The organism is Corynebacterium sp. HMSC068G04, from assembly GCF_001814885.1.
Lineage (GTDB): Bacteria > Actinomycetota > Actinomycetes > Mycobacteriales > Mycobacteriaceae > Corynebacterium > Corynebacterium hiratae.
This window is the reverse complement of record NZ_KV818319.1, coordinates 19374-34899: the sequence shown is the minus strand read 5'-3', so window position 1 is coordinate 34899 and position 15526 is coordinate 19374. Positions and strand designations below refer to the sequence as shown.

Sequence of the window (15526 nt, the reverse complement as noted above, 5' to 3'; positions counted from 1 at the left end):
CCAAGGAGTATAGGCTCCCTGGGGATCGTGCGCAGCACGCAGCTTCCTGGGCGGTTACTTCTTTCCGCCCTGGGCAGCCACGGCAGCGGCGCCGGCAGCAGCAGCTTCCGGATCCAGGTACGTGCCGCCCGGGTTCACAACCGAACCGTCCTCGGTGATCTCGTAAACCAGCGGGATACCGGTCGGAATATTGAGGCCGGCAATCTCCTCATCGGAGATCTGGTCTAGGTGCTTGACCAGCGCACGCAGGGAGTTACCGTGCGCGGCGATGAGAACGGTCTCGCCCTTCTTGGCGCGCGGAAGGATCTCCTCCTCGAAGTACGGGACGAAGCGCTCGACGACGTCCTTCAGGCACTCGGTGCGCGGGACGGTCTCCAGGTTGGCGTAGCGGACGTCGTTGGCCTGGGAGTACTCGGAAGAGTCCTCCAGCTCCGGCGGCGGGGTGCCGTAAGAACGGCGCCATGCCATGAACTGCTCCTCGCCGTACTTATCCTTGGTCTCTGCCTTGTTAAGGCCCTGCAGGGCGCCGTAGTGGCGCTCGTTGAGGCGCCAGTCGCGCACAACCGGGATCCAGTGGCGGTCAGCCGCGTTGAGTGCAATATTGGCGGTGCGGATGGCACGGCGCAGCAGGGAGGTGTAGACGATATTCGGCAAGATGCCCTGTTCCTTGAGCAGCTCGCCGCCACGCTTGGCCTCGCCCTCGCCCTTGGCGGTGAGGTTGACGTCAACCCAACCGGTGAACTGGTTGGACTCGTTCCATTCGGACTGTCCGTGTCGAAGTAGAATCAGCTTTCCGTTACTCATAAACACCAGCATGCCACGTTTTTCGACAGCCCGCCTGTGAACCCGAGCACATCACCCCTAAGTGTGGGTTTATGCCCACTTGTGTGGGATTAATATCCGATTGCCCGGCGCGCGTGGCAATCCGGAATCTCGATACTCATCGCATCGGCGTAAATATTCTCCAACTGGGTGGCGGCCGCTGCCCAACTGAACTGCTGGGCGTGATCGACGGCGGCTTCGCCCATGGCGATGCGGCGGGGATCGTCGTCAAGCAGCTGCTCCAATGCGTCCGCCCAGTCCTGCGCTGAGTGTGAGTGGACGAGCAAGCCCGTGTCACCGTCCGCGACGGCGATGGGCAGCCCGCCGACGGCCGCGGCCACCACGGGCGTTCCGGAGGCCTGCGCCTCCATGGCCACCAGCCCGAAGGACTCGTTATAGCTGGGAACCGCGACGATGTCCGCGGCCTGGTAGATGGCCACGAGCTCCTGCGGCGGGCGCGGGCTGAGGAAACGCACCACACGCTCCACCCCCAGCTCACGGGCCAGATTGTGATAGGTATCCGGAGAGGAATTCGCCCCGGAAGCCCCACCACAGATGACCACGCGCAGGCGGCGATCCGGATCGCGCTCCATGAGCTCCGCGGTAGCGCGAATCAGAACCTCGGGGCCTTTGAACTTTTGCAGGCGGCCCACGAACGCCACCACCTTGGTGTGCAGCGGGATGCCCAGCTGGCGGCGGGCGCGCTCCGTCATGCGGTCCGTTCCCGGGGTATACAGCTCGGTGTCCGCACCCGGGGAGACCACGACGATCCTTTCCGGGGAGGCGTCGTAATGCTCGATCAGATCGCGGGTTTCCTGGGCGGTGTTGACCACGAGGATGTCAGCGTTATCCACCAGTTGCTGCTCGCAAATGCGACGCGCCTCGGTTTCCGGGGTGTCATCGAGCGTGCGGTGCACGTTCTTCACAGCAGCCAAGGTGTGCGCGGTGTGGACGAGAGGAATATCCCACAGATCGCGCAGCAACCAGCCCACTTGGCCGGAGAGCCAGTAATGGGAGTGGATGACGTCATACTCCACCTCAAAACAGCGCGCGAAGTTGAAGATGCCGCCCGTGAACGCGGCCAGCTGGGTGGGCAGTTCCTCTTTGCTGAGGCCTTCATAGGGCCCTGCCACAATGTTGATGACGCGCAGGCGCTCCTCGACGTCCACCACTTCCCCCTGACTGGGGCGCGTAGCGCGAGTGAAAATATCGACCTCTACGCCGAGGCGCGCGAGCTGGCGGGCAGTGTTGAGAACATAGACGTTCATGCCGCCCGCGTCCCCGGAACCGGGCTGTTCAAGGGGCGAGGTGTGCATGGAAATCATCGCGATGCGCATAATTTTCCAGTGTATCCCGAAACGAGCCGCGTTATACTGGCCCGTACCTCAACCTACGCGACCGAAAGGTGAATCGATGTCGGCATACGAGTCCAAGGCGTGGCTCCAGTACTACCCGGAGTGGACCCCGCACAGCTTGGAGTACGGGGACACCACGCTTCTCGACGTTTACGACAACAACCTCGCGCTCCACCCCGACAAGCCAGCAACCTACTTCTTCGGCCGCACGCAGACCTATGCCGAGCTGGACAAGCAGGTCCGCCGCGCAGCCGCCGGCCTCCGCGCCTTCGGCGTGCGCCCGGGAGACCGCGTCGCCATCGTCGCCCCCAACTGCCCGCAGTTCATCTCCGCGTTTTGGGCCGTGCTCAAGCTGGGCGCTATCGCGGTGCTGCACAACCCGCTTTACACCGCCCACGAGCTGGAGGGCCTGTTTAAGAACCACGGCGCACGCATCGCCATCGCGTGGGATAAAACGGCCTCCACCTTGGAGAAGCTGCGTCCGACGACCTCCCTGGAGACCGTCGTCTCCATCAACATGATCAACGCGATGCCGACTCCGCAGCGCCTAGCCCTGCGCCTGCCTATCCCGCCGCTGAAGTCCAAGCGCGATCAGCTCACCGCCCCGGCCCCGAATACGGTGCCGTGGGAATCCCTCGTGGGCAACGCGATTGGCGGCGATGGTTCTGACGTCATCACCCCAGAGGAAGTCACCAAGGACACCACCGCGCTCATCCTCTACACCTCCGGCACCACCGGCAGCCCCAAGGGCGCGGAGCTGACCCACGGTAACCTCTTCTCCAATATCTTGATGGGCAAGCACTGGGTACCGGGCCTGGGTGATTCCCCCGAGCGCATGCTCGCAGCGCTCCCCTTCTTCCATGCCTATGGCCTGACCATGAACGCCACCTTGGCGCCGCTCATCGCCAGCGAGCTGGTTCTGCTTCCGAGCCCGCAGATGCCGCTCATCATGGATCTGATGAAGAAGCACACCCCGACGTGGGTGCCGGGTGTGCCGACCTTGTACGAGCGCATCGTGGCGAAGGCGGAAGAAAACGACGTCTCCCTCGACGGCGTGCGCGCGGCCTTCTCCGGCGCTTCGACCCTGCCGGTCAATACCGTGGAGAAGTGGGAAAAGTACACCGGCGGCATGCTCGTGGAAGGCTATGGCCTCACGGAGTGTTCGCCGATCATCGTGGGTAACCCCATGAGCGATGATCGCCGCCCCGGCTACGTGGGCATCCCCTTCCCGGACACGGAGATTCGCATCGCTAACCCGGACAACCTGGATGAAACCATGCCCGATGGCCAGGAGGGCGAAGTTCTCGCCCGCGGCCCACAGGTTTTCAAGGGTTACTTCGGCGATGAGGAAGCCACTAAGAAGGCATTCCACAATGGCTGGTTCCGCACGGGTGATATGGGCGTGATGGAAGAAGACGGCTTCATCCGCCTAGTCAGCCGCATCAAGGAAATCATCATCACCGGTGGTTTCAACGTCTACCCGGGCGAGGTTGAGGAAACGCTGCTGGACCACCCGGACGTCGCGGAGGCCGCCGTCGTGGGCCGCCCGCGTTCGGACGGCTCGGAGGACGTCGTGGCCTGCATCGTGCTGAACGACGGCGCCGCGCTCGACCCCGAAGGCCTCAAGGACTACTGCCGCGAGCGCCTGACTCGCTACAAGGTGCCGCGCACCTTCTACCACTTTGAGAAGCTGGCCACGGACCAGCTGGGCAAGATTCGCCGCCGCGAGGTTCAAGCAGATCTGCTTGAGCGCCTCAAGGCGGAGAAATAGGCAGAGAAGTAACACTCAATAGCCCCGGAGCGATCCCTGCGTGATAGACGCACATCACCGGGGTTATTGCATGTTCACTGCTTTAAGCAACTTTGCTAAGTTTTGCGAGACTTCTGTCACAGATTGGTTATACTGTTCCAAACATAACAAGTTTGACCACCTAAGGAGTTCGTGAACATGACCGAATCCCCTGCCCAGGCCTCCTCCGCTTTTGAGTCGAAAGCCTGGCTCCAGTATTACCCTGAGTGGACTAAGCCCAATCTGGATTACGGTACCGAAACGCTCTTGGACTCCTATCGAGAAACCGTGGAAGAGCTCGGCGAAAGGCCCGCCACGTGGTTCTTTGGTCACCAAATGACCTACCGCGAACTCGATACCCACGTGCGCGCCGCCGCGGCGGGCCTCAAGGCCTTCGGTATTCGCCCCGGTGACCGCGTCGCCGTAGCGCTCCCCAACTGCCCCCAGCATGTGGCAGTCTTCTACGCCATCTTGAAGCTCGGGGCGACCGTCGTGGAGCATAACCCGCTCTACACTGCGGCTGAGCTCGAGCCCCTCTTCCAAGATCACGCTGCCCGGGTGGCCGTGGTCTGGGATAAGGCGAGCCCGGTCTTTGAGGAGCTGCGTGATACCACGCCGCTAGAAACGATCGTTACAGTCAACATGATCGAGGCCATGCCGCGCCCCAAGCAGCTGCTACTGCGCTTGCCACTTCCCATCATTAAGGACAAGCGCGCCGAACTTTCAGTTCCCGCCCCTAACACCGTTCCGTGGAGCACGCTCACTGGGCGCGCCATCGGCGGACAAGGCCAGAAGCTACAGGATGCCAAGGTCAACCGCGACGATACCGCGCTAATCCTTTACACCTCCGGAACCACCGGCAGACCCAAGGGCGCGGAGCTAACCCACTCCAACCTGTACTGCAACATGAAGATGGCAGAAGCGTGGGTGCCCGAAATAGGCAAGAAGCCCGAGCGCATGCTCGCTGCCCTCCCCCTCTTCCACGTCTATGGCCTCACCCTCATCGCAGCCCTCGGCGTACACATTGGCGGCGAGCTGGTCCTCACCCCGGCGCCAAAGATTCCGCTGCTCTTAGACATTATGAAAAAGCGCCGCCCCACTTGGATGCCGGGTGTGCCCACGATCTACTCCAAGGTCATGGAGGCAGCCAAGGAACAGAACATCGATCTCCACGGCATCGAAAACAGTCTATCGGGTGCAGCGGCGTTGCCAGCGGACATCGTTGAGGAATGGGAAACACTCACCGGTGGCCTACTCGTGGAAGGCTACGGGCTCACGGAAACCTCGCCGATCGTGGCCGCAAACCCGCTCAATAAGAACCGCCGCCCCGGCTATATCGGCATCCCCTTCCCGGATACCGAGGTGCGCATCGGCAACCCAGACAACCTCAGCGAGACCCAGCCGGATGGCACCGCGGGCGAGCTCCTCGTGCGCGGGCCGCAGGTATTCAAGGGTTACTTCAACATGCCAGAGGCCACCGAGCAGTCCTTCCACGATGGTTGGTACCGCACGGGCGACATGGCAATTATGGAGCCCGATGGCTTCATCAAGATCGTCTCCCGCATCAAGGAGATGATCATTACCGGCGGCTTCAATGTGTACCCGGCCGAGGTGGAAGACGTTATCCGCCAGCACCCGGACGTCACCAACGTGGCCATCGTCGGCCGCCCGCGCGCGGATGGCTCCGAGGATGTCGTGGCCTGCATCATCCTGGAGGATGGCGCGGTGCTCGATCCGGAGGGCCTCAAGGACTACTGCCGCGAGCGCCTGACCCGCTACAAGGTACCGCGCACCTTCTACCACTTCGAGCACCTGGCCTCCGACCAGCTAGGCAAGGTCCGCCGCCGCGAAGTGCAGAAGGACCTCCTGAAACTGCTCGGAGAAGAGGCTCCCGCCTAGGCCGCGCGGTCGATATAGCGCATCACGCGCGTGGGGTTGAAGGTTCGGTAGAACGCTTCACCAGCCCGGACAAGCTGGCTCACCAACGTGCTGAGCTGCCAATCTAGCTGTTCGTCGGTGTAGCCCCACTTCGTGGGAATGCGGGCCGTGGTCACCAAAACGAGGTCCTGCTCTTGGCCGCCATCGAGGTTTACCGCCTCGATGCGCGCGGAGTAAACGTATTGATCATCGTTCATAAACTCAGCCCAGCGCACGAGCGCATCCAGGTCACACGCGCAGCGGCCGGAGGGGGTGACGAGGCTGAGCTCAATATCCCCGGAGCCATCGAGGGCGGATTCAATGGTGATCGTGTGTTCATTGATGAGGATGCTCACGGCCCCGTTCTTGTTATCCACCACGTGGATGGGCGTGCCGATCATCGCCAAGCGTGTGGCGCGTTCATGTACCCGCCACATCCCCACTACTGACACCCCATAGGCCTCACTGAAATAGTGAGGCGACACCGGCTTGAGCCCAGAGCCTTTCCGCGGCTTTGAGCGATCTTCCGGAAATTGCTCATCCAAGCGCGCGAAGACCGCTGACATCTCGGCCGCATAGCCCGCGATAATGCTCTTGAGCTGAGCATTCGTGGCCGTCGACGGCAGATAGGGCGGCGCGAAGACCCGCAGGTGGGTATGCATAGCGGAGCTTCCACAGGGCTCGGCCACGAGGCTGCCGGATATTGCACCGCCGTTGAGATCGTTGACTTCCATACGCAACGGCTGCCGGTCCGGGTCGAAGCACACCGCGCCGCCCCAATACCCAAGGACGCAGAGGCCGCCCATCTCTTCGTTGACGTCGATGCTTAAGAATCCGCCCGCAATCTTGATGGTGGGCATGCCGGTCGAGGAATCCTCCTCAAGCTTTCCGGCCAGCTTGGTCATGGTTTTGATAACTCGGCTTTTGCTGAGCCGAGCCGGTGTCTTAGTCGTTTTCTCTGGTGTTGATTGAGACATAGTCCCCCCTAGTTTTTCTTTTCATTCATGCTGCGCGGGCCGATGCCGAGCCACCCCTGCTCCTCCCCGAGCCGCTGCAGTGAGCCCGAGGATACAAAAGGTTGGGCAACTTCGCGCGGCGAGCGCTGAGAAAGAGTGCCCCCGCCACCAAACGTGAGAAAAACCTCACATTTTCCGCGCGGGAGACAGCTTTGCACGAAAGCTTCGACTACGGTGGCACATCATGATTGTTCTGTAGGGCTAACTAATCCTGCCCACAGCTCTTCATAAAACCGTTCCCCATCAGCTCAAAAGAGGAAAGATGCCTGTTACTATGCTGCATTCCATGCCCCGCCCGGCCGTGCTTTTCGCCGGACAAGGCTCCGATTGGCAGGATTTCATCACCACCGCCGCGCAGACTGCCGCCACCGCTGACTCCCTGCGCGAGGCCCTCGCCCAGGCCCGCAGCCTCACCGGCCCCGCCGCACGCACCATTGCCTCCACGTGCCCTGGCGCACTTGAGCGCCTCGAGCAGCTCATTGATGGTTCCGTCGAGCCCAATTCCCTCGACTCTCTGCCGGCAGTGTCCATCCCCGGCATCGTCCTTGGCCAGATTGCTGCCATCGAGCAGCTGCGTGATCTCGGCGTCGACATCGACGAGCGCGCTGGGCATTCGCAGGGAAGCTTGGGCGAGATGGCCGTCGACAAGCCAGTAGAAGCCCTGGCTCTGGCCATCCTGATGGGCACCGCAGCCAGCGCGGTCAACGGCTCCGACCCGCGCCCCCAGATGCTGTCCATCCGGGGCCTGGAGCGCAGCTTCGTCACTGAGCACCTACACGGCACCGCAGCCATCGCCGTGGTCAACGGCCGCCGCCACTTCGCGCTGTCCGGCAACCCGGAGGACCTGGCTGCCACCCGCACCGCCATCGAAGAGGCCGTGAAGAGCTTCAACGCCGAGCTGGAGAAGCGCACCATCGGTGGCGATGAGCTCAGCCCGCGCTTCGATGAGCTGCCCGTGGCCCTTCCCTTCCACAACGCGGTTCTCGCGCCGGCGGCTGAGCGCACCGTGGCGCTGGCTCAGAAGTGCGGCCTCGACGTGGATGAGGCCCGCACCCAGGCCGAGGCCATCCTGGTCAACGAACACGACTGGCCGGCCACGCTGGCCGCGCTCAACTCCGAGCATCTCATCGTTCTCGACCGCGCCTTGGCGAACATCACCCGCCGCGTGGTGCAGGGAACCGGGGTGACGGTGGTCTCCGCCGCCACCCCGCAGGAGCTCGATGCGCTGGCGACGCCGGGCAATGAACTGCCCAAGGCCCTGAACTACGCTGACTTCGCCCCGCGCACCATCGAGCTTCCGAACGGCCGCACCTATACCCAGACCCGCTTCTCCGATCTCACGGGCCTGTCCCCGATCATGCTGGGTGGCATGACGCCGACCTCCGCTGATGGAGAGATCGTGGCCGCGGCAGCCAACGCCGGCCACTGGACGGAGATGGCCGGCGGCGGCATGTACTCCGATGAGGTTTTCCGCGCCCACCTGGCCACAATGGAGCAGCACCTGCGCCCGGGCCGCACGGCGCAGTTCAACACCATGTTCTTCGACCGCTTCCTGTGGAACCTCCACTTCGGCCAGGCGAGCATCGTGCCCAAGGCACGCGCGGCCGGTGCGTCTTTCAACGGCGTGTGCATCTCCGCCGGCATTCCGGAAGTAGAGGAGGCCGGCGAGCTGCTGGACCGCCTCCACGCCGACGGTTTCCCCTTCATCTCCTTCAAGCCCGGTACCGCAAAGCAGATCCGCGATGTCCTGGCCATCGCCACGGCCTACCCAGAGGATCGCATCATCATGCAGGTCGAGGACGGCCACGCCGGCGGCCACCACTCCTGGGTCAACCTGGATGACATGCTGCTGGATACCTACGCCGAAATCCGCCAGCACCCCAACGTCTATCTGGCAGTCGGCGGCGGCATCGCCTCCCCCGACCGCGCCACCTCCTACCTCACCGGTGAGTGGGCGAAGAAGCACGGTATGCCGGCCATGCCTGTCGACTCCGTCTTCCTCGGCACCGTCGCCATGGCCACCAAGGAGGCCAAGGCCACTGATTCGGTGAAGGACCTGCTGGTCAACACCGCCGGTATCAGCCCGGAGCAGAACGACGGCTGGGTAGGCCGCGGCACCGGTGCGAACGGCGTGGCATCCTCGCAGTCCCACCTTTTGGCAGATATCCACGACCTCGATAATTCCTTCGCCGCAGCTTCTCGTCTGATTACGAGCCTGAGCATCGAGGAGTATCCGGCACACCGCCAGGAAATCATCGACGCCCTGGCCAAGACCTGCAAGCCCTACTTCGGCGATGTCGAGTCCATGACCTACGCCGAGTGGATCGAGCGTTTTGTGACGCTGGCCCACCCGTTTGTGGATCCGACGTGGGATGACCGCTTCTTCGATCTCCTCCACCGCGTCGAAGCCCGCCTGAACCCGGCGGACCACGGCCAGATTGAAACCCTCTTCGCAAGCCTTGAGGACGTCCACGACGCCCCCGCAGCCGCAGCGAAGCTGCTGGAGGCTTACCCCGCCGCACGCACCACCGAGGTCTCGGCGCGCGATGCCGCCTGGTGGATTTCCCTGCACTACAAGCACGTCAAGCCCATGCCGTGGGTACCGGCCCTGGACGGTGACCTGAAGTCCTGGTTCGGCAAGGACACGCTCTGGCAGGCGCAGGATGAGCGCTACACCGCTGACCAGGTGCGCATCATCCCCGGCCCCGTGGCCGTGGCGGGTATTACCAAGAAGAACGAGCCGGTGGCAGACCTGCTTGCCCGCTTCGAGCAGGCCACCACGGATGCGCTGCTGGAGCAGGGATCGACCCCGCAGAAGGCTTTCTCCCGCCTGAATTCCGCCGCCGATGAGGCCGCGTTCCTGCGTACTTCCCCGACCCTGCTGTGGCACGGCCACCTCATGGCCAACCCGGCTTATGAGATGGATGAGAACGCCTTCGACCTGCGCCAGGATGCCGAGGGCAACTGGGAGATCGTCATCACGGCCGACTCCTACTGGGATGACCTGCCGGAGGAGCAGCGCCCCTTCTACGTCCGCGAGGTCACCGTCCCTGTGGACCTGCCGGAGGATGTAGCCACGGGTGGCTCCCCGGTGGTCTCCGAGGAGCGCCTGCCCAACTCCGTCTTCACCCTCCTGGAGGGCCTGGCTGGTGTCGGCTCCACGGCGGAGCAGGGCGATGAAATCACGGAGATGCCCACCGTCGAGTCGGGCTACTCCTTCCACTTCCCTGCCTCGCTGCTCTCCGCACACAGCGCGGTGACCTGCGGCGATGCTGCAGCCGAGAAGGCCGGCACCCCGGATGTTCTGGTCGGCCCGTGCTGGCCGGCCATCTACGCCGCGCTCGGCTCCGGCCGCCTGGAGGACGGCTACCCGGTCATCGAAGGCCTGCTCAACGCGGTGCACCTGGACCACGTCATCGACCTGCGCGTGCCGCTGGAGCAGCTTGCCGACGGCCGCCAGATCGACGTCACCTCCTCCTGCACCGCCATCGAGGAATCCGTCTCCGGGCGCATCGTCACGGTGGAGCTGGAGCTCAAGGACCACGCCTCCGGTGATGTCGTGGCCACGCAGATGCACCGCTTTGCCATCCGTGGCCGCGCCACCGGCACCGCCGCACCGAGCCAAGCACCGGAGTGGGGCGGCGGCAAGTCCGCCACCAAGGTGGTGCCGACGCCGCGCTCCTTCGTCGACCGCGCCACCGTCACCGCCCCGCAGGACATGACGCCCTTCGCTCTAGTCTCCGGTGACTACAACCCGATTCACACTTCCTATAACGCGGCCCAGCTGGTGAACCTACAGGCACCGCTGGTGCACGGCATGTGGCTCTCGGCCGCCGCACAGCAAGTGGCCGGGCGCCATGGCCGCGTGGTGGGGTGGACCTACTCCATGTACGGCATGGTGCAGCTGGGCGATGACATCGAGGTCACCGTTGAACGCGTCGGCCGCAAGGGCATCCACCAGGCCCTCGAAGTCACCTGCCGCATCGACGGCGAGGTGGTCTCCCGCGGCCAGGCCCTGCTTGCCGCGCCGACCACGGCGTATGTCTACCCCGGCCAGGGAATCCAGGCCGAAGGCATGGGCAAGGGCGACCGCCAGGCCTCCCCGGCAGCGCGCGAAGCGTGGCGCCGTGCTGATGCGCATACCCGCGAGAACCTCGGCTTTAGCATCCAGAAGGTCATCGATGAGAACCCGACGGAGCTCACCGTCCGCGGCACCACCTTCCGACACCCGCAAGGCGTGCTGCACCTGACCCAGTTCACGCAGGTGGCCCTGGCTGTAGTGGCCTATGCCCAGACCGAGCGCCTGCGCGCCGAGGACGCCCTGGCCCCGACCTCCTACTTCGCCGGCCACTCCCTGGGCGAGTACACCGCGCTAGCCTCGCTGGCGAATATCTTCGACCTTGAAGGTGTCATCGACATCGTCTACTCCCGTGGTTCCGCCATGGGCAGCCTGGTCCCGCGCGATGCGGAGGGCAACTCCGAATACGCCATGGCGGCACTGCGCCCGAACATGGCGGGCATTGATGCCGACAACGTCGACGCCTGGGTGGCTGAGGTCGCCGAGGCCACCGGCGAGTTCCTGGAGATTGTTAACTACAACATCCGCGGCCAGCAGTACTCCGTCGCCGGCACCAAGAAGGGGCTCAAGGCCCTGGTGGACAAGGCCAATGCCATCGCCCCGCGCGCGGCCGTCATGGTCCCGGGCATCGACGTTCCTTTCCACTCCCGCGTGCTGCGCGAGGGCGTTCCGGCCTTCGCGGAGAAGCTCGATGAGCTCCTGCCGCAGGAGCTGGATCTGGACGCCCTGGTAGGCCGCTACATCCCGAACCTGGTGGCCCGCCCCTTCGAGCTGACCCAGGACTTCGTCGATGCCGTGGCACCGCTGGCTCCCTCCGGCAAGCTGGACGGGCTGAAGGTGGAGGACCTCTCCGAGCACGAGCTCGCCCGCCTGCTGCTCATTGAGCTGCTGTCCTGGCAGTTCGCTTCGCCTGTGCGCTGGATTGAGACCCAGGAGCTCCTCTTCGGCAAGGTCGAGCAGATCATCGAGGTCGGCTTGGCTTCTTCCCCGACGCTGACCAACCTGGCTACCCGCTCGCTGGCCGTCGCCGGCATCCCGGAGGGCACCATCCGCGTGCTCAACGTGGAGCGCGACCAGGAGCAGGTCATGCTTGCCGACGTCTCCGAAGCCCCAGCCGCCGAACCGGCTGCGGAATCCGACGCCGAGGAGGCACAACAAACCAACGAGGCACCAGCCGAGGCTGCCGAGGCTCCGGCTGCGGCCGCGCCAGCTGCCGCACCTGCTCCTGCGCCTACCGCAGCCGCCGCCTCCGGCGACGCCCCCGAGCTGCGCTTTGGTGCGGCGGAGGCCATCATGGTGCTCTTCGCCTTCCAGAACAAGATCCGCGTGGATCAGATCGCGGACTCCGACACCGTGGAGGAGCTGACCAACGGTGTGTCCTCGCGCCGTAACCAGCTGCTCATGGACATGTCCGCGGAGATCGGCGTGCCGGCCATCGATGGCGCCGCCGATGCCGACGTGGCAACGCTGCGCGAGAAGGTCGCCACCGCCGCCCCGGGCTACTCCGCTTTCGGCCCGGTGCTGGGTGAGGCCGTCGGCGCGCGCCTGCGCCAGCTCTTCGGCGCTGCGGGCCTCAAGCCCACCGCCGTGGCGGACTACGTCACCGGCACCTGGGGCCTGCCCGAGTCCTGGGTTGCCCACGTCGAGGCTGAGATTCTGCTGGGCTCCCGCGAGGAGGACTCCGTGCGCGGCGGCTCGCTGAGCACCGTGCCGGCGAGCGCTACCTCCAAGTCCGCAGCACACGAGCTGATCGACGCCGCCGTCCAAGCCGTCGCCGCTACCCACGGTGCATCCGTGTCCAAGGGCGCGGCCGCCGGTGGTGCCGGTGGCGGTGCCGTGGTCGACTCCGCTGCGCTCGATGCCTTCGCCGAGACCGTCACCGGTGAGAGCGGCGTGCTGGCTACTGTCGCCCGCCAGGTTCTCTCCCAGCTGGGCTTGGACTCCGAACCGGAGCTCATCGAGGCACCTGATACCACCGTCATCGATGCCGTCGAGGCAGAGCTCGGCTCCGGTTGGCTCAAGTCCGTCACGCCGTCCTTTGATGCGAACAAGGCCGTGCTTTTCGACGACTCCTGGGCCATCGCCCGCGAGCGCCTCGCCCGCCTGGCACTGGGCCAGGCCGAGTACCCGGTGGACAGCTTCCGCGGTGCCGGCGAGGACCTAGCGCGTCAGGCGCGCTGGTGGAAGCGCGAGGACATCGCCAAGGCCGCCGTGGACACCACCCCCGGCGCGTTCGCCGGTGAGGTTGCCCTGGTCACGGGTGCTGCCCCTGGTTCCATCGCCACTGCGCTGGTGGAGCGCCTACTGGAGGGCGGCGCGACCGTCATCATGACCGCCTCCCGTGTCAGCCAGGCCCGCAAGGAATTCGCGCGCACGCTCTACGCCGAGCACGGCGCTGCTGGTTCCGCCCTGTGGCTGGTCCCGGCGAACCTGTCGAGCTTCCGCGATATTGACGCGCTCATCGACTGGATCGGCACTGAACAGCGCGAGTCCGTGGGCAACGAGGTCAAGATCCTCAAGCCGGCCCTCACGCCGACGCTGGCCTTCCCCTTCGCCGCGCCGAGTGTCTCCGGCTCGCTAGCGGATGCCTCCGGAACGACCGAGACGCAGGCCCGCCTGCTGCTCTGGTCCGTCGAGCGCACCATCGCGGGACTGGCAAGGTTGAGCCAGGGGGACGTCGACAAGCGCTGCCACGTTGTCCTGCCAGGCTCGCCCAACCGCGGCACCTTCGGTGGCGACGGCGCCTACGGCGAGGTCAAGGCGGCACTCGACGCCATCCTGGCCAAGTGGAACGTCGAGGCTGGTTGGCCGGCCGGCGTCACCCTGGCGCAAGCCAAGATCGGCTGGGTCGCAGGCACTCACCTCATGGGCGGCAACGACGTCCTCGTTCCAGCCGCGCAGAAGGCCGGAATCCACGTCTGGTCGCCGGAGGAAATCTCCTCTGAGCTGCTAGACCTAGCTTCCGCCGAATCCCGTGCCCGCGCCACCGAACGCCCGATCGAGGCAGACCTCACCGGCGGTCTCGAAGGCTTCTCGCTGACTTCTCTAGAGGTCGAGAAGCCTGCTGCGCAGTCCGCTGCAGAGGGTGCCGCCAAGGACACCACCGTCCGCATCAAGGCACTGCCTTCCCCGGCGCGCCCGGTGCAGCCGCAGCTGGCTCAGGAACTTGGCGACATCACCACCGACCTCGACGACATGGTGGTCATCGCCGGTATCGGTGAGGTGAGCTCCTGGGGTTCCGGCCGCACCCGTTTCGAGGCCGAGTATGGCCTGCAGCGCGACGGCTCCGCCGAGCTGACCGCCGCCGGTGTCATTGAGCTCGCGTGGATGACCGGCCTCATCGCATGGCACGAGGAGCCCACGCCGGGCTGGTTCGTCGTGGAAAACGACGAAGAGATCGCCGAAGAGGACATCTTCGACCGCTTCCGCGATGAGGTCGTCGCGCGCTGTGGCATCCGCACGCTGACGGATAAGTATCACCTCACCGACCGCGGCTCCATCGACCTGACCACGGTGTTCTTGGACCGCGACATCACCTTCACCGTCGATTCCGAGGCCACCGCCCGCGACATCGCCGAGGCCGACCCAGAGTTCACCAGCATCCGCGAGGCTGACGGCGAGTGGGAGGTCACCCGCCGCAAGGGTGCCACCGCAAAGGTGCCGCGCAAGGCCACGCTCACCCGCACCGTGGCCGCGCAGATGCCGGACAACTTCGACGCTGCCCGCTGGGGCATCCCGGACCACATGCTCGACTCGCTCGACCGCATGGCTGTGTGGAACCTGGTCAGCGCGGTGGATGCCTTCACCCAGGCCGGCTTCTCTCCGGCGGAGCTGCTGCGCTCCATCCACCCGGGCCAGGTGGCCACCACGCAGGGCACAGGTATCGGCGGCATGGAGTCCCTGCACAAGGTATTCGTTTCCCGCTTCTTGGGCGAGGACCGCCCCTCCGACATCTTGCAGGAAGCACTGCCCAACGTCATCGCGGCGCACACCATGCAGTCCCTCGTGGGCGGCTACGGTTCCATGATTCACCCCATCGGTGCCTGCGCTACCGCGGCGGTGTCGATTGAGGAGGCCGTGGACAAGATTGCCCTGGGCAAGGCCGATGTGGTCGTGGCCGGCGGTATCGACGATGTCCAGGTGGAGTCCCTCCAGGGCTTCGGCGATATGAACGCCACCGCGGAGACCGCGAAGATGACCGCCAAGGGAATCGATGATCGCTTCATCTCCCGCGCCAATGACCGCCGCCGCGGCGGCTTCCTCGAAGGCGAGGGTGGCGGCACGGTCCTGCTGGTTCGTGCCTCACTAGCAGCCGACTTAGGACTGCCGGTGCTCGCAGTGGTCGCGCACGCCGCCTCCTATGGCGACGGTGCCCACACCTCCATCCCGGCCCCTGGCCTGGGTGCGCTGGGTGCTGGCCGTGGTCGCGAGAACTCTCGTCTCGCACGCTCGCTGCGCGGACTGGGCCTGACGCCAAACGACGTCTCGGTCCTGTCCAAGCACGACACCTCCACCAACGCCAACGACCCGAACGAGTCCGAGCTGCACT

Annotated in this window: 6 protein-coding genes; 3 read left to right on the top strand and 3 right to left on the bottom strand. The window is 65.0% G+C overall.

Annotated elements, in window-relative coordinates; genetic code table 11:
- Window positions 1-54: 54 nt before the first annotated feature.
- Entirely contained in the window at window positions 55-804 is a 750-nt protein-coding gene (locus HMPREF2993_RS05465) for a phosphoglyceromutase (protein WP_046647908.1), read from the bottom strand.
- A gap of 89 nt (window positions 805-893) precedes the next feature.
- The gene (gene mshA / locus HMPREF2993_RS05460; protein ID WP_070701442.1) at window positions 894-2159 is read right to left on the bottom strand and encodes a D-inositol-3-phosphate glycosyltransferase; all 1266 of its coding nucleotides are present in this window, start codon (window positions 2157-2159) and stop codon (window positions 894-896) included.
- A gap of 76 nt (window positions 2160-2235) precedes the next feature.
- On the opposite strand from mshA, the gene HMPREF2993_RS05455 reads away from it, so the two are divergent.
- Together HMPREF2993_RS05455 and HMPREF2993_RS05450 are read left to right on the top strand one after the other, a co-directional pair.
- The gene (locus HMPREF2993_RS05455) at window positions 2236-3948 is read left to right on the top strand and encodes a long-chain-fatty-acid--CoA ligase (RefSeq protein WP_070701440.1); all 1713 of its coding nucleotides are present in this window, start codon (window positions 2236-2238) and stop codon (window positions 3946-3948) included.
- Between the two features lie 177 nt (window positions 3949-4125).
- Entirely contained in the window at window positions 4126-5865 is a 1740-nt protein-coding gene (locus tag HMPREF2993_RS05450) for a long-chain-fatty-acid--CoA ligase (protein ID WP_070701438.1), read from the top strand.
- Here HMPREF2993_RS05450 and HMPREF2993_RS05445 read toward each other — a convergent pair.
- Entirely contained in the window at window positions 5862-6788 is a 927-nt protein-coding gene (locus tag HMPREF2993_RS05445; protein WP_070681410.1) for a hypothetical protein, read from the bottom strand. The two genes, HMPREF2993_RS05450 and HMPREF2993_RS05445, sit on opposite strands and share 4 nt — an antisense overlap.
- A gap of 373 nt (window positions 6789-7161) precedes the next feature.
- Here HMPREF2993_RS05445 and HMPREF2993_RS05440 point away from each other — a divergent pair.
- The coding region (locus tag HMPREF2993_RS05440) for a type I polyketide synthase (RefSeq protein WP_070701436.1) at window positions 7162-15526 on the top strand (8365 nt) is incomplete at its 3' end.

Bases quoted from the DNA above. Each gene is read 5' to 3' on its own strand.
- HMPREF2993_RS05465 (WP_046647908.1), bottom strand. From the start codon at position 804: ATGAGTAACGGAAAGCTGATTCTACTTCGACACGGACAGTCCGAATGG.
- mshA (WP_070701442.1), bottom strand. From the start codon at position 2,159: ATGCGCATCGCGATGATTTCCATGCACACCTCGCCCCTTGAACAGCCC.
- HMPREF2993_RS05455 (WP_070701440.1), top strand. From the start codon at position 2,236: ATGTCGGCATACGAGTCCAAGGCGTGGCTCCAGTACTACCCGGAGTGG.
- HMPREF2993_RS05450 (WP_070701438.1), top strand. From the start codon at position 4,126: ATGACCGAATCCCCTGCCCAGGCCTCCTCCGCTTTTGAGTCGAAAGCC.
- HMPREF2993_RS05445 (WP_070681410.1), bottom strand. From the start codon at position 6,788: ATGACCAAGCTGGCCGGAAAGCTTGAGGAGGATTCCTCGACCGGCATG.